Below are 21,950 nucleotides of genomic sequence, written 5' to 3'. Positions count from 1 at the left end.
GCCCGCCTCAACCAGAGGAGTCACCCATGAAATCGCAGACAATCGCGCCAAAACGCTGGTGGTATATCATGCCCATCGTGTTTATCACCTACAGTCTGGCGTATCTGGACCGGGCGAACTTTAGCTTCGCCTCTGCCGCAGGGATAAATGAGGATCTCGGTATCACCAAAGGCATGTCATCGCTGCTCGGTGCCCTGTTCTTCCTTGGCTACTTCTTCTTTCAGATCCCTGGCGCAGTCTATGCCGAGCGCCGCAGCGTAAAAAAACTGATTTTCTGGTGTCTGATTCTGTGGGGCGGCTGCGCCTCGCTGACCGGTATCGTCAGCAATATTCCGATGCTGGCCGCCATCCGCTTTGTCCTCGGCGTGGTGGAAGCGGCGGTGATGCCGGCGATGCTGATCTACATCAGCAACTGGTTTACCAAATCCGAGCGCTCACGCGCTAATACCTTCCTGATCCTCGGCAACCCTGTGACGGTGCTGTGGATGTCGGTGGTGTCCGGCTACCTGATTAACTCCTTTGGCTGGCGCGAGATGTTCATCATCGAGGGCTTCCCGGCGGTGATCTGGGCAATTGCCTGGTGGTTTATGGTGCAGGATAAACCGGCCCAGGCCAAATGGATGAGCGACGAAGAGAAAGCGGCGCTGCAGGCGCAGCTGCAGAAGGAGCAGGAGAACATTAAAGCGGTGCGCAACTACAGCGAAGCCTTCCGCAACCGCAACGTTATCCTGCTGTGCCTGCAATATTTTGCCTGGAGCATCGGCGTGTACGGTTTCGTGCTGTGGCTGCCGTCGATTCTGCGTAACGGCACGCAAATGGGCATGGTCGAAGCGGGCTGGCTGTCGGCGGTACCGTATCTGGTGGCGACCATCGCCATGCTGGTGGTGTCGTGGGCGTCGGACAAGACGCAAAACCGTAAGCTGTTTGTCTGGCCGCTGCTGCTGATTGGCGCACTGGCGTTCCTCGGCTCGTGGATGGTGGGCTCCAGCAACTTCTGGCTGTCGTATGCGCTGCTGGTGATTGCCGGTGGTGCGATGTACGCCCCGTATGGCCCGTTCTTCGCCATCATTCCGGAGATGCTGCCGCGCAATGTTTCCGGCGGTGCCATGGCGCTGATTAACAGTATGGGCGCACTGGGTTCCTTCATCGGTTCATGGATCGTAGGCTATCTTAATGGGGCGACCGGCAGTCCTGCCGCCTCCTATGTCTTTATGGGTGCTGCGCTACTGGCGTCGGTGTGGCTGACGCTGATTGTTAAACCGGCGGCCAACAAAACGCCGCCGCCAATTCACGGGGCGAAGCACGCCTGAAAGCGTAAGCGATGACTTTTCCGGGCGACTCAGGTCGCCCGTCACACGTTCTACAGGGAGCAAATAATGAAACCTGCTGTGATTCTGTATAAGAGCCTGCCCGATGACCTGCGTGCCAAGCTGGACCAGCACTTCAGCGTCACGGAAGTGAAAGATGTCTCGCCGGAGACGGTGAAACAGCATGCGGCGCAGTTCGCCGCAGCGAAGGGTCTGCTGGGCTCCGGCGGCAAAGTGAATGATGAGCTGCTGGCCAGCATGCCGGCACTGCGTGCCTGTTCTACCGTCTCCGTCGGCTATGACAACTTTGACGTTGATGCGCTCAACCAGCGCAATGTTCTGCTGATGCACACGCCCACCGTCCTGACCGAAACCGTGGCCGATACCATGATGGCGCTGGTGCTGAGCACCGCGCGTCGCGTCACCGAGCTGGATAAATGGGTCAAAGCCGGTGAGTGGAAAAAGAGTATCGACGCTGAGCACTTCGGTATCGACGTACACCACAAGACGCTGGGTATTCTCGGCATGGGCCGCATTGGTCTGGCACTGGCGCAGCGCGCGCACTTTGGCTTCGGCATGAACATTCTGTACAACGCCCGCCGCCAGCATGAAGAGGCGGAAACCCGCTTTGGCGCGCGCGCCTGCGATCTGGAAACGCTGCTGAAAGAGAGCGATTTTGTCTGCATCAGCCTGCCGCTGACCGAGCAGACGCACCATATGATCGGTGCGGAACAGCTGAAACTGATGAAGCCGAGCGCGATTCTGATCAACGCCGGACGCGGTCCGGTGGTCGATGAGCAGGCGCTGACCGCCGCACTGAAAGACGGCACCATTCACGCCGCCGGGCTGGATGTGTTTGAAGTCGAGCCGGTGCCAGCCGATGCGGAAATCCTCACGCTGCCGAACGTGGTCGCGCTGCCGCACATCGGCTCCGCCACGCATGAAACGCGCTACGGCATGGCGCGCGATGCGGTCGACAACCTGATCGCCGCGCTGAGCGGTAAAGTGGAGAAAAACTGCGTTAACCCGCAGGTCCTGGCCTGATCCCACGGCTTTAGCCATTGCGCCTGCCGGTTGCGGGCGCTATGGTGGTCTTCCCCCTGATAACAATGTTTTTACCTCCTATGGCTTTTTCTCAGTTCGGCGACAAATTTACGCAACATTCCGGCATCTCTCGTCTGATGGAAGATATGGGCGAAGGGCTGCGCACGCCTGGCACGATCATGCTGGGCGGCGGTAATCCGGCGCAGATTCCGGCCATCAATGATTATTTCAGTCAGCTGCTGCTGCAGATGCATCAGGACGGCAAGCTGAACGAAGCGCTGTGCAACTACGACGGCCCGCGCGGCAAAGCGCTGCTGCTGGAGGCGCTGGCCACGCTGCTGCGCGAGGAGCTCGGCTGGCCAGTGACGCCACAAAATATCGCGCTCACCAACGGCAGCCAGAGCGCGTTCTTTTACCTGTTTAATCTGTTCGCCGGCCGCCGCGCCGACGGCAGCAAAAAGCGCGTGCTGTTCCCGCTGGCGCCGGAATACCTCGGCTATGCCGATGCCGGGCTGGAGGAGGATCTGTTCATCTCCGCCAAACCCAACATTGAACTGCTGCCGGAAGGCCAGTTCAAATACCACGTCGATTTCGACCATCTGCCGCTGAATGATGAGACTGGCCTGATTTGCGTGTCGCGTCCGACCAATCCAACCGGCAACGTCATCACCGACCACGAACTGCTGCAGCTGGATGCGCTGGCACAGCAGCATGGCGTCCCGCTGCTGATTGATAACGCCTATGGCGTGCCGTTCCCCGGCATCATCTTCAGTGAGGCACGTCCGCTGTGGAACCCCAACACCATTCTGTGCATGAGTCTGTCGAAGCTGGGCCTGCCGGGCGCACGTTGCGGGATTATCGTTGCCGATGAGAGCACGATCGGTGCCATTGGTAACATGAACGGCATTATCAGCCTGGCGCCAGGCAGCATCGGTCCGGCGATTGCCACCGAGATGATTGTGCGTGGCGATCTGCTGCGCCTGTCGCAGGAAGTGATTAAACCGTTCTATCAGGCCAAGGTGAGCGAAACTATCGCGATTATTCGCCGCTATATCAGCGAAGATCGCTGCCTGATCCACAAACCGGAAGGCGCTATCTTCCTGTGGCTGTGGTTCCGCGACCTGCCGATCAGCACCGAAGCGCTGTATCAGCGCCTGAAAGCGCGCGGCGTGCTAATGGTGCCGGGCCACTTCTTCTTCCCGGGGCTGGAACAGGCCTGGCCGCACACCCATCAGTGCATGCGCATGAATTACGTACCGGACAGCGATAAGATTGAGCGTGCGGTACAGATTCTGGCGGAAGAGCTGGATAACGCCTGGAATGCTTAATCCGCGCTTAACGACAGCTGGCACCACTGCGCCAGCTGCTGAATTGCCTGTTCGACTTCGGCATTCCAGCCAAAACCGGCGTTGAGCCGGAAGCAGTGATCGTAGCGGTGATCGGTGGCGAAGATGTGCCCAGGCGCGATGCCGATGCCCGCGTTGCGCGCCTTGAGAAACAGCGCGCGCACGTTCAGCGCCTGTTGCGGCATCTCCACCCACAGCACGTAACCGCCCTCCGGATCCGACACGCGCGTGCCCGCCGGGAAGTAGCGCAGCACCGCCTGGCGCATATGGTGGATCTGATTTTTCAGCTCGCGCCGCAGCTTGCGCAGGTGCGCATCGTAACCGCCGCTGCGCAGCAGTTCGGCAATCGCCGCCTGCGACAGCACCGACGTGCCCATGCTGGTGGTGTACTTCAGCGAGGCGATTTTGCGCATGTACTTGGTGCTGTGCACCCAGCCAATACGGATGCCGGGCGCCACAGTTTTGGAGAAGCCGCTGCACAGGATGGCATTGGGGCTGAAGGCGCGCATCGGAAACGGCCGGCGCTCGCCGAAAGCCGTATCGCCAAAGATATCGTCCTCAATGATCACCACATCATTCTCATCGGCCTGGCGCGCGATATACGCCTTGTGCTCGTTGGGAATGCTTTTGCCCAGCGGATTATTGATGTTGTTGATGGTGAGATAGGCCTGCACCGCTTTACGCCGGAACAGCCCGGTGAGTTTCGCGACGTTAACGTAACCCCCCGGCCCGGCTTCCACTTCAATGACGCGCAGGTTGAGGTTGTGCAACATCTGTAGCAGCACGAAGTAGCACGGCGACTCCACCGCCACGATATCGCCTGGCCGCGTGGTGGCGCGCAGCGCCAGCGAAATCGCCTCAATGCAGCCGTTAGTGACCAGGATGTCATCGGCGCTGATATTGCAGCCATAATCCACCGCGCGCCGGGCAATTTCCGCCTTGAGCGGCGCATAGCCGGTGCCTTTCACCGTATTACCGAGCAGCGCCGGTTTGCTGTAACCCATCTGCCGCATCAGCAGGCCAATTTTTTTCACCGGATAGAGCGAGATGTCGCCGTTGGCCAGATCGAGCCGCACGCGGCAGTCCGATCCCAGCATCGCCAGGTGCAGTTCGGTTTGCTCATCCAGCGGCGCCACTTCGCGCGGCTGCTCGCTGAATACCGCCGGCACTTTTTTCTCTGTGGGACGCGGTGCGACAAAAAAGCCAGACTTCGGCCGTGCCACCGCGTAGTGCTCATCCTCCAGCGTGCGTAATGTTTTCAGCGCAGTGGTCATGCTGACGCGATACTGCGTCGCCAGCGTGCGCACCGACGGCAAACGGCTGTCGGGCGGCAGCGATCCGCTGTGAATGGCCTGTTTTATCTGCTCAGCGATCTGACGGTAACGACTGCTCTGACTCTCCTGTTCCTGCGTTTCACCCGCCATCTGTTCCACCCCATATCGTGCTGATCTGTGCGTATTCATCAGATTACATTCAAAGTACTTTAGGCTGCATCTGTTAATTCAGCTTCACGCAGCACCTTCGTGGCCCGTTTTCCAGCCCGTTGTCGCCCGCACGGCAGCGGCGATTTTATTAGCCAAAGGATGAAGTGAAAAATGAATAATCTGTCCGCGATGATGAGTGAAATTGAAGAATACCTGACGCCCGCGATTCTCGATTCCGCCCAGCACTGTGCTCAGCGCCTGCTCGCCGCCCTGCCCGATCCCGACCATCCCGAACGTAACCGCGTGCTGCTGGCCTATGGCGGCGGCAAAGACAGCAGCTATATGGTGGCCTACGTACGTTACATTCAGGGGTTAATCTGGCAACAGCGCAACAGCACGTTTCAGCTGCGCATCAGCACTAACCGCCATGCCGCCATGAATGACAGCGTGATGGAAAACATCGACCGCGTCTATCGCGCGCTGCGTATCCATGACGACGCGTTCACCGAATGCCTGGTGACCGACGGACTACAGATTCGTCCCTTCGATCGCCATTTGCCGATGCCGCAGAGCGTGCGCCAGCAGAACCGCGACGATGTGCTGATGAATGGTCACCGCTTCCGTGCCGACGCGCGCTCCACCTTCTGCAACGCCTGCAACCTGAGCATGGTGAATTCGTTTGGCCTGGCGGCGCACTACGATGGCGGCGTCGATGTGATCATCACCGGCGATTCGCCGCAGGAGCAGACCGCTTACCTTGCGTGGGCGCGCCACCTGTCAAAACTGTTTGATGCGCCGATGGCCGATAAGTCGCGCGGCTTCAGCGGCTTTCTGCACACGCTAGACGGCGTGGCGGCGCGCTACTTCGCCGACATTTACGGCGCTGACCAGGTCACGCCGGCACATCGCATTACCTGGCAGCTGGCGCGCGACCCGCTGTTCTTCAACATCTATCAGGACACCGCTTATGAGGCTGGCGCGCACTGGGCGCTGCTGACCGAATTCATGCATTTCCGCTTCGATGAGCTGATGTTCAGCTTCTCCGAGTCGGACTGCGGCAACCCGACGTTAATGGCACATATTCGCGGTCTGCGTGCGGAGACGCTGTTGCAGCGCAGCTACGCCGAAGGCATTCGCGAATATGTGCGCTTTGCGCTCGGCCTGATGGTGCAGAAGGACTTTCCGCCGCAGCTGATCGATGAGATGGCCGCGCGCTATCAGGATGATGCCGCGATTGCCCGCGCACGCCAGCGCGCCGCGCAGTTCGCACTCGACGCTTTCGGCCTCAGTGAAACCCAGCTGGTATGCATGATCTATTCACCGTTTATCGCCGGCGGCCAGCAGCTGAAAGCCTGGCTGCTGCAGCTGCCGGCCGCGCCGGAAGAAGCCGCGGTGCGCGCCTTGCTGAGCGGAGAGAGCGAGGATGTGGCGCTGGCGCAGCAGCTCACGCAGCTGTCGGGCCTCAGCGTGGCGCAGATGCGGCACTGCTGGCGCAGCGCGGCGGTGAGTTCGCTGCTGGACGGCGCGCGCGGCGATGCGCTGTCGCGCGTGTTGCGTTTCGACCCGCACAAAGCGGTGATTCAGGTTAACAACGGTGCGTTACAGGACATCGTTACTGAAGTGATTTCCGGGCGTTAACCCGGTAAGGCGACGCGATGAGAAAGATTTTTCTGCAGATTGGCGCCACGCGCGACGGGCAAAATCCCTACTGCGCGGTGGCAAAACGCGAAGGCTATTTTACTGTACTGGCCGAAATGGGGGATTTTGTCGACTATCAATCGCTCAGCATCGCCCTGCCGTTCGATCTGATTGTGCGTCTCGATCGCCCGGAAAATCCGTGGGATGTCCTCAATGCCTGTCTGCACGCCGGTCTGCTGGAGCATCCACAGGTGGTGCTGGCCGGTTTTGAGGCTTACAACGCCAGCGCTGGCCGGGTGCGTGAACTGCTGGCCGGCCCGGATGCCGGTCCGGGCTTCATCCCGCCGGATAAATATGCACAGCGCATGGCGCTACGCAAAGCCTGGCCGCGTTTTCCACAGCCGGAGTTTCGCTTCTTTGCCTCACCGCTCAGCATTGGCGACGCGCGGGATGCGCTGCTTTATCCCTGCGTGATCAAACCGGTCGACGGCGGCGGCGGGCTGGGCATCTGGCTGGTGGAAGAGGCCAGCCAGCTGGATGCGGTGATTGCCCGGCTGCTCGACACCATGAACTATGGCGGACGCGGCTTTACCGGCTTTATCGTCGAAAGCTGGCTGGCCGGCGACGAATATTCGCTGCAGGGCGTGGTGGAGAATGGACACGCGGTGGCGCTGACCTGCTGCCAGAAGGTGATTGAGCAGCATACCGAGGCCGACGGCTGTATCAGCTTTTACGAATCCGGCCATGTGGCGATGGCGGCGCAGCAGCTGCCCGCCGCCTTCACCAGCCTGATGAGTTTCTGCTGTGAAACCTTCGGCTACCGGCGCGGCGCTTTCCACATTGATTTCATTATGGTAAACGGCGAGCCGCACTTTCTCGAAATGGGCTTTCGCCTGTCCGGCATGGGTGTGGTGAACCTGGTGGAAGAGGTCACCGGCATCAACTGGGCCGAGGTGGCCTTTCAGGTTGAAGCCGGACGCGGCCTGCCTGAACTGCACTTCGCTTCACCGTCACAGGCCGTCGGCCGGCTGCGGTTGCGCCAGCGGCTGCAGTATGACGCCGCCGAGCGCTGGATTACCGACCATCAGCGCGGCCAGCTGTTGCCACCGCTCAACTTACCGGCGCTGGAGGTCTCACCGCGCTCATCGCTGTACGCCGATCTGACGCGCCACGCCGGGATTCTCGCCACGCTGCGTCTGCCTGCCGCCAGTCGCGACGAAATTCTGGCGGTGTTTCACGCCCTTCTTGCTGTTCCCGCTTTGACCTCACGGAGAGATTTACTATGTGCAGAATGATTCTGGCACACGGCCAGTTTGACGCCGCTGCGGTACTGGACGCCGCACGCGCCATGAGCTGCGGTGAAACCGCCGCGCACGATGGCCCGATTAAACAACATCCCAACGGCTGGGGCTGTCTGTGGCTGGAGCACGGTCAGATCCGTACGCTGCATGGCACCGGCACCTTTGCCGAAGCACTGCCAGGCATTGACGTCACGCGCATGCAGCACAGCCGCTTTCTGGCGGTGCACGTGCGTCACGCCACGCTCAGCAAAAACCAGGGCATTGCGTTCTCCCATCCGCTGCGGCGCACCAGCGGCGGCACCCAGTGGTACATGATGCACAACGGCTTTTTGCCGACCGTCTATGCGCAGCTGGGCATGGCGCAGTCGCGCTTTGATTCCGCTGAATATCTGGAATATATCGTCGACCGCGTCACGCCCGCCGATTTCACCCGCGACTACCTGCGCGAAAAAATGGCCCGGGTGGCGCCGGGTGGCAGCGCGGCAAACGCCATTTTCGTCACCCGCGAGAAGGCCTGGGCGTGGCAATGGCATCCTGATGACACGCCTTACCCCGACTATTTCACCCTGCATCGTTGTCAGCAGAACAACAGCACCTTTATCTCCTCTGAACCTGTTTCAACACTGGGCACGGCGTCAGCATGGCACCGTATGAGCAACCATGAACTTCATGAAATTCCATTTGGAGAGTGAACCCATGGCCATTTTCAATCAGATTCGCGTCATTAACCCCAACATGTTCGTCGAAAGCACCTGGCTGGATGACATCGTCACCGCGCGCGTGCCGCTGCTGGTGCTGCGCAATTTCCTCACGCCAGAGGTGCGCACCGCGGTGGTGGCTGATCTCCAGCAGTGCCGCGAGCAGGTACGGGTTTCTCACTATCCAAATGGCGCGCTGACCACGCTCGGCCCGTATCTGGCGAAGCACACCGCCGCGCCGGAAAACTATTTCACCGAACTGCGCGACATCCAGCCGGCGCTACCGGCCTCGCTGCACGCCCTGCGCGCGCAGATTTACCACTGGGTGCAGCATGCGCTGCGCCTTGAGAGTCTGCAAACCGCCACCGAACCGGCACTGGGTGATTACGCCGGCTCGATTGTGCGTTTCCACGCTGACGGCGTCGCTAATCCGCTGCATAACGACAACATCGTGCGCGATGCCGCTGGCAGCGGTCTGGCGGTGACGCACATTCTGCATCAGCTGAGCTGCGTCGTGTGCCTGCAGGAGTGCAACGCCGGCGGCGCGCTGCGCATCTTCAATAAGAAATGGCAGCCGGAAGACGAGCGCTTTAAAACGCCCGGCGAGCTGGGCTACCAGAGCGGCGTCATCGCCGGCAGCGAGACCTGTGAGTTCGCGCCGCGCAGTGGCGATATCTATCTGTTTAATCCCGCGTTTTATCATGAAATCGATCGCGTTGAGGGCGACACGCGCATCACCATGGGCTTTTTCTTTGGCCTGACCGACAAAAAAATGAAGCACGCCATTGCCTGGAGTTAATCCCGGCCTTAGACGAGGAAGACAGTATGACAACCTATGACAAAGTGATCGCGCTGCTGGATACGCAGCAGGCCCGCTACCGCGTGGTGGAGCATGAGGCCATCGGCCAGACCGAGGTGATCAGCGCCATCCGCGGAAACGATCTCCAGCAGGCGGCCAAAGCGATGGTGCTGGAAGTCACTATGCCGGACGGCGCCGCGCCGCGCTATCTGCTGGCGATCGTACCCGGCGACTGCAAAATCAACTTCAAACACGCCGCGCGTGCCATTGGCGGTAAGAAGTCGACGTTTGCCACCCCTGAGCAGGCACAAGCGCTGACGCAGTGTGTGATGGGCGCGGTGCCGCCGTTTAGTTTTGATGACCGACTGGCGCTGCGCGTGGATGCGCGGCTGCGTGATGTCGGGACGCTGTGGTTTAACGCCGGTGCGCTGGACCGCTCGGTAGCTTTGGATGTGGATGATTATTTTCGACTGATCGGCGATGACTGCGGTGCAGAGATCGCCACACCGGTGACGGCAACCGCCTGATTGCCGCGCTGAGGAATGCGTATGTCCGTGAAAGATATGTTGTTAGCCCTGTGCGTCGTGGTGGCGTGGGGCGTAAATTTTGTGGTGATTAAGCTGGGTTTGCAGGGCATGCCGCCCTTTTTGCTGGCGGGACTGCGTTTTACGCTGGTGGCGTTTCCGGCGATCTTTTTCGTGCGTCGTCCGGCAATTCCGCTGCGCTGGCTGGTGGTGTATGGCATGACCATCAGCTTTGGTCAGTTCGCGTTTCTGTTCCTCGCCATCAAGCTTGGCATGCCAGCCGGGCTGGCTTCGCTGGTGCTGCAGGCGCAGGCATTTTTCACCCTGCTGCTCGGCGCGCTGCTGCTGGCCGAGAAGCTGCGCTGGAACCACATCGCCGGCATTCTGGTCGCCACGCTCGGCATGTTTATGCTGGCAACCGCCGGTATGGAGGGCCAGACAACCGCGGGCATCACGCTGACCACCATGATGCTGACGCTGGCGGCGGCGCTGTCGTGGGGGCTGGGCAATATCACTAACAAGATTATCCTGCGCAACCGCAAGGTGCCGGTGATGTCGCTGGTGGTGTGGAGCGCGCTGGTGCCGATTGCACCGTTCTTTGCCTGTTCGTGGTGGTTCGAGGGCGAATCCGCCATTGTCACCAGCCTGCTGGATATTTCGCTGCAGACGGTGCTGGCACTGCTCTATCTGGCGTTTTTCGCCACCATCATTGGCTACGCCATCTGGGGCAATCTGCTCAGCCGCTACGAAACCTGGCGCGTGGCGCCGCTGTCGCTGCTGGTGCCGGTGGTCGGTATTCTCAGCGCCGCGCTGATCCTCGGCGAAACTCTGTCGGCACAGGAGATTCTCGGCGCGTCGGTGATCATTCTCGGGCTGCTGGTGAATGTGTTTGGCGGTATGGTGAGCCAGCGCCTGCTGGTACGTACCTGATGATGCAGCCATAAAAAAACGCCGCGTTGCAGCGGCGTTTTTCTTTACTTCGTTAGCCTTATTTCAGGATTTCAATCCGGCGTGGTTTCGCCTCTTCCGGGACGATGCGTTCCAGATCGATACTCAGCAGGCCCAGTTCGAGACGCGCATCGCGCACCACGATGTGATCGGCCAGCTGGAATTTGCGTTCGAAGTTACGTTCTGCGATGCCCTGGTACAGGTATTTACGTTCCTGCTGCTCTTCAGGGTGGGCGCCGCGCACCACCAGCATGTTGTCATGGGCGGTGATATCCAGTTCGCTCTGCGCAAAGCCGGCGACGGCAATGGTGATGCGATAGTGGTTTTCGTCTACCAGCTCGACGTTGTACGGAGGGTAGCCGCCGTTGGCCTGGTTTTGATTGGACTCAAGCAGGTTAAACAGACGGTCGAAACCAATAGCAGAACGATAAAGCGGAGAGAGATCAAAGTTACGCATAATAAGACTCCTGATAATCAGCAAGTTTTGGCAACCTTCCACCATGGACAGGTTGTCCGGCCCGTCGGTGTCCCTGTCGGCGACCGCGTCGTGACCGTAGCTTAAAGATGGGTGCGCTCAGGTCGCTTTCAAGGGGCAATGCGCTTTTTTTTGCAGCAATTCTGACGATATGGCATACACTCAGGGGACGCTTCGCCTGACGGGAAGGACATAACCACAGAGTTATGCGGATGTCAGGTGACACACTCCAGCCAGGGCCATGCCATGACTGTAGGGATGATGATGATGAAAATGATGAAACGCTTTCCGCTCACCGGCCTGCTGGTCTGCTGCGCCTGTGCCACATCAGGCTGCTCCAGCGTGATGTCGCATACCGGTGCCAGCCAGGGTTACTACCCCGGCACGCGCGCCAGCGCAGAGATGCTGACCGATGACAATACCAGCTGGGCGATTAAACCGCTGGCGCTGATCGATCTGCCCTTTTCGGCGGTGATGGATACGCTGCTGCTGCCGTGGGATTACTTCCGCGCCGACGACGATAAAACCAAAGATTCGCCGCGCGAACGCGTGCTGCAGAGCGAGAAGATGGCTGGCACCCAGGCCAGCCTGGCTACCGCGGCGGCTATGCCGGCGGAATCGCACTGACGCAGAACAGCTGTCGCCAGCCGTCAACCTCGCGCATGTAGGCGATCTGCTTCCCATCCGGCGACCACACCACCGCGTCGCCGCCCGGCGGTTGCGCGCTGCGCGCGGTAAGGCGCGTACACTGTCCGCTGGCTATCTCACAACGCATCACGCTGTTATCACAGATAAAGGCGATGGCCGCGCCGTCCGGCTGCCAGCTGAAAGCAGACTGAATGCTGCTGCGCAGTGAGGTAATCTGACGCGCCGCGCCACCGTTGGGTGAGACCGTCCACAGCTGCACAATGCCCTGCTCGTCAGCCTGCAAAAAGGCGATTGCGCTGCCATCCGGCGCAGCGCGCAACCAGTGGCGCGGCTGCAGCGCCAGCCCTTTACTGTACGTGATGCGCCGCTGCTGCACGCCAGCCGGCGGTGCCGGCAGTTGCTCTGCCGTGCCCTGCAGCGGTGCATTGCCGGCTCTGGCATAGTCCGCCAGCGCCTCAGGCAGATCGACCACAAACACTTCCGGTACTTTTTCACCACTGGCATTGCGCGTATCGCCAATAAAGGCGATCGCCCAGCGCTGCCAGCTGCCGTCCGCTTTCTGGTAGCCGCGCTCACCAATCCAGCACTCTTCATAGGCGCGGTCAATCTGATCGCTGCCCGGTTGTGGATCGCGCCGGGTGTGGCTCACCAGCACGCAGTAGTGGCTGCCGTCATATTCGCGCGGATGCTGTTTTGGCGGGCATACCGGATGCAGCGGCACCGCCACGCCGACGTTGCGCAGGTCGTCACGCACATCGCGCTCATGCATCACGTGATCGTTATAGGTAAAGCTCAGCCGCGAGCCATCCGGACTGAACACATGCACGTGCGAGCCACCACGCAGCGCACCCGGCGTGTAGGGCGCGGTGATATCGCAGGCGTCGAGGTTCTCTGCGATGCCCTGCTGAACAATCACGCCGCGCCGGTGATGAAAGTCATAGTGCCAGTGCGCATCGGGATGCTCCGGCCCATGAATACAGACATAGCGCGGCGGCAGATCCGGACTCACGGTCACCACGCCGACGTATGCGCCATCGCGCGCCTGATACAGCACCTCGACCGCGCCGCTGTGCACGTTGACGCGCTCAATGGTCAGGCTGGTAAACGAGGCGCCGGACGGCCGCACATCAAATGCCAGCCACTGGCTGTCGGCGGTCCAGACGTTGATATTGGTCAGCTGATGATGGCGCTGAGTAAAGGTGAGCTGTTTTTCTGACATGGGGCAACCTCAGATGTAACCGTTGCCGGACAAATTACGTGATGCCGTTCAGTTAAGCAAAAGCTGAGCAGCTAATGCGGGTGCGCAGGCATGCGCACCCGGAAGCTTAGCCCACGCGCTGCACATCCCCCACCAGCAGGATGTAAGAGAGCGCGCCAATCAGCGCAACGGCGGAGATGTACACCAGCGCGGGCGCAAAGCCGTAATCCTGCGCCAGATACCCCACCACCAGCGGTACCGTGATGCCACCGAGGCCGCCGATAAAGTTAAACATGCCGCCGGTCAGGCCGATCAGGCGTACCGGCGCCAGTGACGAGACCAGCGACCAGGTGATGGACGCGAACCCGTTGCCGAAGAAGGCCAGCGCCATCAGCACCATAATCCACAGCGGATCGTTGGTGTAGTTTGCGCCCATAATGCAGGTGGAGATCAGCAGGCCGCAGATGATCGGCGTCTTGCGGGCAAAGCCGAGCGAGCGGCCGCTGCGCACCAGACGATCGGCCACCATCCCGGAGAGGATCACGCCAACAAAGGCGGCGAGAAACGGCACGGTAGTCATAAAGCCGGCCGTCAGCGCGGCAATATGTTTCTCCTGCGTCAGGTAGTTGGGGAACCAGGTAAGGAAAAACCACAGCGTTGAGGTCACTGCAAACTGGCCGAGATACACGCCGCACAGCTTGCGATGAAACACCAGTTTCCAGTCGGCCGCGGTGAGTTTAACGCGTGCTTTTTTCTCGCCGGGCGCATCGCCGTCGACCATCGCGCCACCGGCACGAATGTAATCCAGCTCGGCCTGATTGATGCCTTTGCTCTGGCTCGGTGCCTGGTAAACCTTCATCCACACCAGCGACCAGATAATGCCAATCCCGCCGGTGATGATAAACACCCAGTGCCAGCTCAGCAGTTCCTGAATCCAGATCAGCAACGGCGTGAGAAACGCCAGGCCGACAAACTGACCTGAGGTGTAAAAACCGACGGCCGAAGCGCGCTCCTGTTCCGGGAACCAGCTGGTAACCAGGCGATTATTAGTCGGGAAAGCCGGCGCTTCAAAAATACCGGTAATGGCGCGCAGACCTATCAGCGATAATAAGCCGCTGGCGAATCCCTGCAATAATGTCGCCACCGACCAGCCGAGAATAGCGATAAAATAGGTCAGGCGTGAACCTACGCGATCGAGAAACCAGCCGCCGGGAATCTGGCACAGCGTATATAACCAGGCAAAAGCAGAAAACACATACCCCATTTCTGCTTTGCTGATGCCAAATTCCTGCTGAATATGCGCCGAGGCCACGGCTAAATTAGCGCGATCGACATAACAAATCACCACCGTAATAAAAATCATCAGCAGCGTAATATAACGGCGACGCGTAGGTTTCGCCTGAACAGCAGAGAGATCCATGGTGTTTCTCCGTCAGATGTCAGCTGGCGGACGTGCCGAAACACGCCGCAGCCAACGCAGGGTAAGGTTATCGAAGATAAAAGCCGCAGCAGCGGTAAACTGGCAGCGCGGTGAAAACAGGTTGAGCGCTGCCCTGTGCCTTATATATTCAGCACATGGTTTAAATAGTCAGATGTTTAATCGCCTGATAATCGGCGCTGTTATAAATCGGTAAACGCAGCGACCGGGCGCAATACCACGGTTATTACCACTCGGCTACCGATCCATCCGGAAAGCGCCATAATGGGTTACGCCAGTCTGGCGCATTTTTACTGCGCGCAATCACCAGCTCTTCATTAATTTCCACACCGAGGCCGGGTTTATTTAACGGATAGAAATGGCCGTCATCCATTTTAAAATCATCTTTATTTATCACATAATCGAGCAGTTCAGCGCCCTGATTATAGTGAATGCCCATGCTCTGCTCCTGGAACACCGCGTTACGCGACACGAAATCCACGTGCAGACAGGCAGCCAGCGCAATCGGCCCCAGCGGACAGTGCGGCGCCAGCGCCACGTCGTAGGACTCGGCCATCGCCGCGATTTTGTAGCATTCGGTGATGCCGCCGGCGTGCGACAGATCCGGCTGCAGAATCGCCAGCCCACCGGCTTCCAGCACGCGCTTGAACTCGAAGCGGGAGAACATGCGTTCGCCTGCGGCAATCGGCAGATGCGTCTGCGCCGCCAGGCGCGGATAGTATTCTGCCTGCTCGGCCAGCACCGGTTCTTCAATAAACAGCGGACGATATGGCTCCAGCTCTTTGATCAGCACTTTGGCCATCGGCGCGCTGACGCGACCGTGGAAATCGAGGCCAAACTCAATGTCACTGCCAAAGGCTTCGCGGATCTGCGCTACGGTGTTAACAGCGGCATCAACCTGACGAGAATTGTCGATGATGCCCATCTCTTCACAGCCGTTGAGTTTGAAGGTGTCAAAGCCGATACCACGTAATTTCTTAATGCCATCAATCACTTCAGCCGGACGATCGCCGCCTACCCAGCTATAGGCTTTGATGCTGTCACGCACCAGACCGCCCAGCAGCTGATACACCGGCACGCCCAGCGCTTTGCCTTTAATATCCCACAGCGCCTGATCGATACCGGCAATGGCGCTCATTAAAATCGGGCCGCCGCGGTAAAAACCGCCGCGATACATCACCTGCCACAGATCATTAATCCGCGCCGGATCCTGCCCAATCAGATATTCCGACAGCTCATGCACCGCCGCTTCGACGCTGCGCGCGCGCCCTTCAATCACCGGCTCGCCCCAGCCGATGATGCCTTCGTCGGTTTCGATTTTCAGGAACATCCAGCGCGGCGGCAGGCGATAAGTGGTCAGTTTCGTAATTTTCATCGTACAGCGTCCTTATAGGCAGCAATAAATGCGCGGGCCTTCTCCACGGTGCGCGACAGCGGCTGACCGGCGCGATAGAGATCGCTGCCCAGGCCAGCCCCGACGCAACCGGCGGCGATAAATTCATGCAGGTTTTCCGGCGTGACGCCGCCCACAGCAAAGACCGGCACCTCCGGCGGCAGCACCGCTTTCAGCGCTTTGATGTAGCCCGGACCAAACGCCGACGACGGGAAAATTTTCAGCGCCTGCGCCCCAGCCTGCAGCGCGGTAAAGGCTTCGCTGGCGGTGGCACAGCCTGCGGCAACCAGCATGCCGTGCGCCACGGCCTGGCGAATCACCGCAGCATCGGTATTGGGCGTCACCACCAGCTTGCTGTTGAGCGCCGCCAGCTGATCGACCTGCGTCGCCTGCAGCACGGTGCCGGCACCGATCAGCGCTTTATCGCCGAAGGTTTGCACCATCGCGCCGATACTTTTCGCCCACTCTGGCGAGTTGAGCGGAATTTCAATCGCGTCGAAACCGGCGTCGATTAACGCCGCGACGTGCGCTTCAGCTTCATCCGGCGTGATGCCACGCAGAATGGCGATCAGCGGAAGTTTAGTGGGCCAGGACATGCGCAATACTCCTTATTCCGTGCTGGAAAGCGCGATCGCCCTCCAGCGTGACTGAATCTGTTCCGATAAAGGCCAGCGCCTGCTGATAACGCTGTGCCAGCGCGCTGCCGGCGATAATGACAATCGGCTGGCGGCTATGCGTTAACTGCTGCGTCATCTGCGCCACTTCATGGCCGATTAACAGGCCAGAGAGAAAATCACTGATATGGCACCGATCGCGCGCGCCGAGCACGTGGGCGGCACGCACTTCAAACAGGCGCGCCAGAATCGATGGGTCGTGGCTGCCAATCTGCAAACCGTCCCGGAACGCGTCCGGACTGGCTTCCTGCGCGGGTAAACCGGCGCCAATCAGCGACTGCTTCAGCAGTAAATGGTGCAGCTCGCCGGTCATCACGGTGCGGAAATCGATGACGCGATCCTGTTCCATCTGTACCCACTTGGCGTGCGTGCCCGGCATGACGTACAGCGGCGCGGGCTGCAGCGTGACCGCGCCGAGCAGCTGGGTTTCTTCACCGCGCATTACGTTGTAGTTGTCGTCACGTTCGACGCTCAGTCCCGGCACAATCGATGCTTTTCCTTCCACGCAGGTCAGGCGATCGCTTAATGCATTGAGCGCCACCGGACAGGCGAGATAAGGCACTGCCAGCCAGCCAGCGTTGCTGCCCACCATACCGGCCATGATCACCGGGACTTCGGCCACCGGCCAGCCGTCGGTAATGGTGGCAAACACCTGAGCAGGCGTGCGGTCGCCGAGGCGCGTCACGCCCGCTTCCGAACGGCGCTCATCGACGCATTCACCGGCGCGGTAATACCAGGCGCGCAGGTTGGTGGAGCCCCAGTCAATAGCGATATAACCGGTCACAAAATCTCCTTGAGTCGGGCGGTTGAGCTGGCAATCATCGCCTTCGCCGCCTGTTCCGCCGCATCGCCATCCTGGTGACGAATGGCATCGAACAGCGCTTTATGTTCGGCTAACGTGCGCGGCATGTTGCCGGAGTCCGCCATGTAGGTTTGCGCAAACACCGCTTTTTGCAGCTGGCTGATCGCCACATTAAGCTGCTGCAGCACCGGGTTATGCACCGAGGCCATCACCGCTTCGTGATAGCGGATATCTGCGTCGTTAAAGGCATCACGGTTGAGGTGGTTGGCCACCATATCGTTGTAGGCCAGCTCAATCGCCGCCAGATCGGTCGACGTTGCCCGCTCGGCCGACCAGCGCGCAATTTGCGGCTCCACCAGCACGCGCACCTCATTCATGGCCGCAATCAGTCGCGGATCGTGATCGTGCGCCAGCGCCCACTGCAGTACATCGCTGTCGAGATAGTTCCACTGGTTACGTGAAGTGACAAACGCGCCGCGGTAGCGCTTCATCTCCATCAGGCGTTTAGCCATCAGGGAGCGATACACTTCGCGGATAATGTTGCGCGAGGTTGAAAATCGCTCGCACAGCTCCGCTTCCGCCGGCAGCGCGGCGCCCGGCACATATTTTCCGGCCACAATCTCTTCACCCAGCGTCTGGATGATGCGCTCTGTTTTACTCAGTGGTTCCTGCGTCATAGTGTTCGATTCCATGAAAGGCGTGAGAAATCAGATTACTGCTTTCGTAGTGCAAAGCCCAATCCCTGACGCATCCTGTAGCGGTGATTGTAGTACCATATAGATTGTTTGTACTACAATGTGGATCACAAAACAGACAACCCATCGGCACACTGGCAGCAAAAAATTCAGCAGAGAAGTGACGGGCAGCAGAACGCCGCCCGCATCAGAGGAGGGTTACAGCACTAGCTCTTCAATGGCGTGCGCGACACCATCTTCCATATTGGTCTTGGTCACGAACTGCGCAATCTGCTTCACGGAATCAATCGCATTGCCCATCGCCACGCCGGTGCCGGCGTATTCAATCATCGCCAGATCGTTTTCCTGATCGCCAATCGCCATCACTTCTGACGGCTGCAGGCCGAGTTTCTCCGCCAGCATTTTTACGCCGTAGCCTTTGTTGACCAGCGGATTAAGGATTTCGAGATAATAAGGTGCACTTTTCAGAATGGTATAACTGTCGCGGGCGCGCGCCGGTAAGGCGGCGATGGCTTTATCCAGCAGCTCCGGTTTGTCGATCATCATCAGTTTCGGGAAGCGCGTCGCCGGGTCCATCTCTTCTACGGCGCGATAGCGCACCGGAATGCCGGTCAGGCTGGCTTCGTGGATGGTATATTCGCTGATGTCTTTATTTGGCGTGTAGAGGAAGGATTTGTCGAACGCCTGAAAATGTACCCCAAGGTCGCGCGCCAGCTGTTCCAGGTAGAGATAGTCATCAAAGCCAAGTGTCTTCTCAGCCACCACCTCACCGCTGTCCGCGCTGTGCGCCAGCGCGCCGTTGTTGCTGATGCAATACTGCCCCGGCTGGCGCAGATCCAGCTCCATCAGGTAGCGCTCCACACCAACAAACGGGCGTCCGGTGGCCAGCACGATCGACACACCTTTATCCCGCGCCCGGCCAATCGACGCTTTGACGCCCGCCGTGATTTCGTGCTGCGGATTCAGCAGCGTGCCGTCCATATCGATCGCAATCAGTTTTATCGCCATAACGTCCTCGGTTAATTCAGGGTCTGGCTTTAATGCTAGCGCGATTCAGCTCACATTGACCAGTTAATCGGCAGTGGAAGATGCGTTGCGAACAAAGAGGTTGATACTCAGGAGGGAATTCATAACGGCGATTAAAACAAAAAACCCTTCCCGCTCGGGAAGGGTTTTGCGATATCAGATATCGATATTGGCGGCTTTCAGCGCGTTCTCTTCGATGAAGGCGCGGCGCGGTTCAACCGCATCGCCCATCAGCGTGGTGAATAGCTGGTCGGCGGCGATGGCGTCTTTAATGGTGACGCGCAGCATGCGGCGGCTGTCCGGATCCATGGTGGTTTCCCACAGCTGATCCGGGTTCATCTCGCCCAGACCTTTATAGCGCTGCACTGACAGACCGCGGCGCGACTCTTTCACCAGCCAGTCAATCGCCTGCTCGAAGCTGGCAACCGGCTGACGGCGCTCGCCACGCTCAATGTAGGCATCCTCTTCAATCAGACCACGCAGATGCGCGCCGAGTGCACAGATTTTGCGGTATTCCGCGCCGTCAATGAACTCGCTGTCCAGCGGATAATCGGTATCAACACCGTGAATACGCACGCGCAGCACCGGCTCAAAGCGCTGCTGTTCGCGGTTTTCCCGCACCTGTGCCACATAGCTGCTGCCATGCGCTTCGCGCTCGTTCAGGTAAGCCACCAGGCTCTCCAGCCATGCGGTCACTGCCGTCTGATCGCTGAGATCGCTCAGGGTCGGATGATAAACCAGCGCGCGCAGCAGCGCAGACGGGAAGCGGCGCTCCATACGCTTGATCATCTTCTGGGTGCTGTTGTATTCCGCCACCAGGCTTTCCAGCGGCTCGCCGCCCAGCGCCGGTGCGCTGGCGTTGGTGTGCAGCGTTGCACCGTCCAGCGCGATGGCAATCTGATACTGATCCATCGCGTCGTCATCTTTAATGTACTGCTCCTGCTTGCCCTTCTTCACCTTGTACAGCGGTGGCTGCGCGATGTAGACGTGGCCACGCTCGATGATTTCCGGCATCTGGCGATAGAAGAAGGTCAGCAGCAGCGTACGGATGTGCGAACCATCGACGTCCGCATCGGTCATGATGATGATGCTGTGATAGCGCAACTTGTCCGGGTTGTACTCATCGCGGCCGATACCGCAGCCCAGCGCGGTAATCAGCGTGGCGACTTCCTGTGAAGAGAGCATCTTGTCGAAACGCGCTTTCTCCACGTTAAGGATTTTACCTTTCAGCGGCAGAATCGCCTGGTTCTTACGGTTACGTCCCTGCTTGGCGGAACCGCCTGCAGAGTCACCCTCCACCAGGTAGATTTCAGACAGCGCCGGATCGCGCTCCTGACAGTCTGCCAGCTTGCCCGGCAGGCCCGCCAGGTCCAGCGCGCCTTTACGACGGGTCATTTCACGTGCACGACGTGCGGCTTCACGCGCACGCGCGGCATCGATGATTTTACCGACCACGATTTTGGCGTCAGACGGATTTTCCAGCAGGTATTCGCTCAGCAGTTCGTTCATCTGCTGTTCCACCGCCGATTTCACCTCGGAAGAGACCAGCTTGTCTTTGGTCTGAGAGGAGAATTTCGGATCCGGCACCTTCACCGAAACCACTGCCACCAGCCCTTCACGCGCGTCGTCACCGGTAGCGCTGACTTTGGCTTTTTTGCTGTAACCTTCTTTATCCATGTAGGCGTTGAGCGTACGCGTCATCGCCGCGCGGAAACCGGCAAGGTGCGTTCCGCCGTCGCGCTGCGGAATATTGTTGGTGAAGCAGTAGATGTTTTCCTGGAAACCGTCGTTCCACTGCAGCGCAACTTCGACGCCGATACCGTCTTTTTCGGTGGAGAAGTAGAACACATTCGGGTGAATCGGGTTCTTGTTGCGGTTGAGATATTCAACGAACGCTTTGATACCACCTTCGTAGTGGTAGTGATCGTTTTTATCGTCGCGCTTGTCTTCCAGGCGAATCGACACGCCGGAGTTAAGGAATGACAGCTCGCGCAGACGCTTCGCCAGGATTTCATATTCAAAATCGGTAACGTTGGTGAACGTATCGTGGCTCGGCCAGAAACGCACGCGCGTACCGGTAGCGTCGGTATCACCGGTCACCGCCAGCGGCGCCTGCGGCACACCGTGCACGTAGGTTTGCTGATGCACTTTGCCGTCGCGACGAATGGTCAGTTCCAGCTTCTGCGACAGGGCGTTCACCACCGATACGCCGACGCCGTGCAGACCACCGGAAACTTTATAGGAGTTGTCATCAAACTTACCGCCGGCATGCAGTACGGTCATGATCACTTCGGCAGCAGAGACGCCCTCTTCCGGGTGGATACCGGTCGGAATACCACGGCCGTCATCCTGTACGGAGACAGAGTTGTCGGCATGGATGGTGACCACGATATCACTACAGTGGCCGGCGAGCGCTTCGTCGATGGCGTTATCCACGACCTCGAATACCATGTGATGCAGACCGGTGCCGTCATCCGTATCGCCGATGTACATACCCGGGCGTTTGCGTACCGCATCAAGCCCTTTCAGGACTTTGATACTTGAGGAGTCATAAGAATTCGACATCAACGTT

The 21,950-nt window shown here is 59.2% G+C and carries 20 protein-coding genes; 10 read left to right on the top strand and 10 right to left on the bottom strand.

The genetic code is table 11. The annotated features are described in order from the left end of the window. Window positions 1-26 precede the first annotated feature (26 nt). From OXR61_RS18860 to OXR61_RS18850, 3 genes are all read left to right on the top strand, one after another. Window positions 27-1,310: an MFS transporter gene (locus tag OXR61_RS18860; RefSeq protein ID WP_021506893.1), complete on the top strand. Its 1,284-nt coding sequence runs from the start codon at window positions 27-29 to the stop codon at window positions 1,308-1,310. 66 nt (window positions 1,311-1,376) lie between these two features. Then, window positions 1,377-2,351: a glyoxylate/hydroxypyruvate reductase GhrB gene (gene ghrB / locus OXR61_RS18855; RefSeq protein ID WP_021506894.1), complete on the top strand. Its 975-nt coding sequence runs from the start codon at window positions 1,377-1,379 to the stop codon at window positions 2,349-2,351. 80 nt (window positions 2,352-2,431) lie between these two features. Continuing rightward, window positions 2,432-3,679, top strand: a complete 1,248-nt coding sequence (locus OXR61_RS18850) for a valine--pyruvate transaminase (RefSeq protein ID WP_021506895.1) — start codon at window positions 2,432-2,434, stop codon at window positions 3,677-3,679. Here the strand turns inward: OXR61_RS18850 and OXR61_RS18845 are convergent. Continuing rightward, window positions 3,676-5,121, bottom strand: a complete 1,446-nt coding sequence (locus OXR61_RS18845; protein WP_021506896.1) for a PLP-dependent aminotransferase family protein — start codon at window positions 5,119-5,121, stop codon at window positions 3,676-3,678. The two genes, OXR61_RS18850 and OXR61_RS18845, sit on opposite strands and share 4 nt — an antisense overlap. A 171-nt stretch (window positions 5,122-5,292) precedes the next feature. Between OXR61_RS18845 and OXR61_RS18840 the strand changes: the two genes are divergently transcribed. The 6 genes from OXR61_RS18840 to OXR61_RS18815 are packed head-to-tail and all read left to right on the top strand — an operon-like array spanning window position 5,293 to window position 11,011. Beyond that, on the top strand, window positions 5,293-6,759 hold the full coding sequence (locus OXR61_RS18840; RefSeq protein WP_021506897.1) for a hypothetical protein: 1,467 nt from the start codon (window positions 5,293-5,295) through the stop codon (window positions 6,757-6,759). 17 nt (window positions 6,760-6,776) lie between these two features. Further along, window positions 6,777-8,054: an ATP-grasp domain-containing protein gene (locus OXR61_RS18835; RefSeq protein ID WP_021506898.1), complete on the top strand. Its 1,278-nt coding sequence runs from the start codon at window positions 6,777-6,779 to the stop codon at window positions 8,052-8,054. Continuing rightward, complete coding sequence (locus OXR61_RS18830; protein WP_031279597.1) at window positions 8,042-8,752, top strand: class II glutamine amidotransferase; 711 nt, start codon at window positions 8,042-8,044, stop codon at window positions 8,750-8,752. Before OXR61_RS18835 ends, OXR61_RS18830 begins: the two co-directional genes overlap by 13 nt. A 4-nt stretch (window positions 8,753-8,756) precedes the next feature. After that, complete coding sequence (locus OXR61_RS18825) at window positions 8,757-9,557, top strand: hypothetical protein (RefSeq protein ID WP_021506900.1); 801 nt, start codon at window positions 8,757-8,759, stop codon at window positions 9,555-9,557. Between the two features lie 26 nt (window positions 9,558-9,583). Continuing rightward, window positions 9,584-10,084 carry a YbaK/EbsC family protein gene (locus tag OXR61_RS18820; protein ID WP_021506901.1) on the top strand — a complete coding sequence of 167 codons (501 nt, stop codon included), beginning with the start codon at window positions 9,584-9,586 and terminating at the stop codon, window positions 10,082-10,084. A gap of 21 nt (window positions 10,085-10,105) precedes the next feature. Next, on the top strand, window positions 10,106-11,011 hold the full coding sequence (locus tag OXR61_RS18815) for an EamA family transporter (protein WP_021506902.1): 906 nt from the start codon (window positions 10,106-10,108) through the stop codon (window positions 11,009-11,011). A gap of 58 nt (window positions 11,012-11,069) precedes the next feature. Here the strand turns inward: OXR61_RS18815 and ibpA are convergent, their stop codons facing one another. Continuing rightward, window positions 11,070-11,486, bottom strand: a complete 417-nt coding sequence (gene ibpA, locus OXR61_RS18810; RefSeq protein ID WP_010617843.1) for a small heat shock chaperone IbpA — start codon at window positions 11,484-11,486, stop codon at window positions 11,070-11,072. A gap of 285 nt (window positions 11,487-11,771) precedes the next feature. On the opposite strand from ibpA, the gene OXR61_RS18805 reads away from it, so the two are divergent. Next, on the top strand, window positions 11,772-12,131 hold the full coding sequence (locus tag OXR61_RS18805; RefSeq protein ID WP_040679624.1) for a YceK/YidQ family lipoprotein: 360 nt from the start codon (window positions 11,772-11,774) through the stop codon (window positions 12,129-12,131). Here the strand turns inward: OXR61_RS18805 and OXR61_RS18800 are convergent. The 8 genes from OXR61_RS18800 to gyrB all read right to left on the bottom strand — a co-directional run bounded on the left by OXR61_RS18800 (window position 12,109) and on the right by gyrB (window position 21,943). Further along, complete coding sequence (locus OXR61_RS18800; RefSeq protein ID WP_021506904.1) at window positions 12,109-13,371, bottom strand: DUF3748 domain-containing protein; 1,263 nt, start codon at window positions 13,369-13,371, stop codon at window positions 12,109-12,111. The two genes, OXR61_RS18805 and OXR61_RS18800, sit on opposite strands and share 23 nt — an antisense overlap. Before the next feature lie 106 nt (window positions 13,372-13,477). Then, window positions 13,478-14,770 (bottom strand): MFS transporter, encoded by a 1,293-nt coding sequence (locus tag OXR61_RS18795; RefSeq protein WP_021506905.1) that lies wholly within the window; start codon window positions 14,768-14,770, stop codon window positions 13,478-13,480. Window positions 14,771-15,014: 244 nt separating this feature from the next. Then, window positions 15,015-16,163, bottom strand: coding sequence for a galactonate dehydratase (dgoD, locus tag OXR61_RS18790; protein WP_021506906.1), 1,149 nt, complete (start codon window positions 16,161-16,163; stop codon window positions 15,015-15,017). Further along, a complete protein-coding gene (locus tag OXR61_RS18785; protein WP_021506907.1) occupies window positions 16,160-16,777 on the bottom strand; it encodes a 2-dehydro-3-deoxy-6-phosphogalactonate aldolase in 618 nt (205 codons plus the stop codon). The genes dgoD and OXR61_RS18785 overlap by 4 nt, the downstream gene beginning before the upstream one ends. Beyond that, on the bottom strand, window positions 16,761-17,639 hold the full coding sequence (locus OXR61_RS18780) for a 2-dehydro-3-deoxygalactonokinase (RefSeq protein ID WP_021506908.1): 879 nt from the start codon (window positions 17,637-17,639) through the stop codon (window positions 16,761-16,763). The genes OXR61_RS18785 and OXR61_RS18780 overlap by 17 nt, the downstream gene beginning before the upstream one ends. After that, window positions 17,636-18,334: a FadR/GntR family transcriptional regulator gene (locus tag OXR61_RS18775; protein ID WP_021506909.1), complete on the bottom strand. Its 699-nt coding sequence runs from the start codon at window positions 18,332-18,334 to the stop codon at window positions 17,636-17,638. The genes OXR61_RS18780 and OXR61_RS18775 overlap by 4 nt, the downstream gene beginning before the upstream one ends. A gap of 216 nt (window positions 18,335-18,550) precedes the next feature. After that, window positions 18,551-19,360: a sugar-phosphatase gene (gene yidA, locus OXR61_RS18770; protein WP_021506910.1), complete on the bottom strand. Its 810-nt coding sequence runs from the start codon at window positions 19,358-19,360 to the stop codon at window positions 18,551-18,553. A gap of 174 nt (window positions 19,361-19,534) precedes the next feature. Further along, window positions 19,535-21,943, bottom strand: a complete 2,409-nt coding sequence (gyrB, locus tag OXR61_RS18765) for a DNA topoisomerase (ATP-hydrolyzing) subunit B (RefSeq protein WP_021506911.1) — start codon at window positions 21,941-21,943, stop codon at window positions 19,535-19,537. Between the last annotated feature and the right edge of the window lie 7 nt (window positions 21,944-21,950).

Origin of the sequence: Pantoea sp. GM_Pan_4 (assembly GCF_026541005.1) — a bacterium.
Classification (GTDB): domain Bacteria; phylum Pseudomonadota; class Gammaproteobacteria; order Enterobacterales; family Enterobacteriaceae; genus Pantoea; species Pantoea dispersa.
The sequence above is the reverse complement of the archived record's forward strand: the minus strand, read 5'-3'. Positions and strand labels throughout refer to the sequence as shown.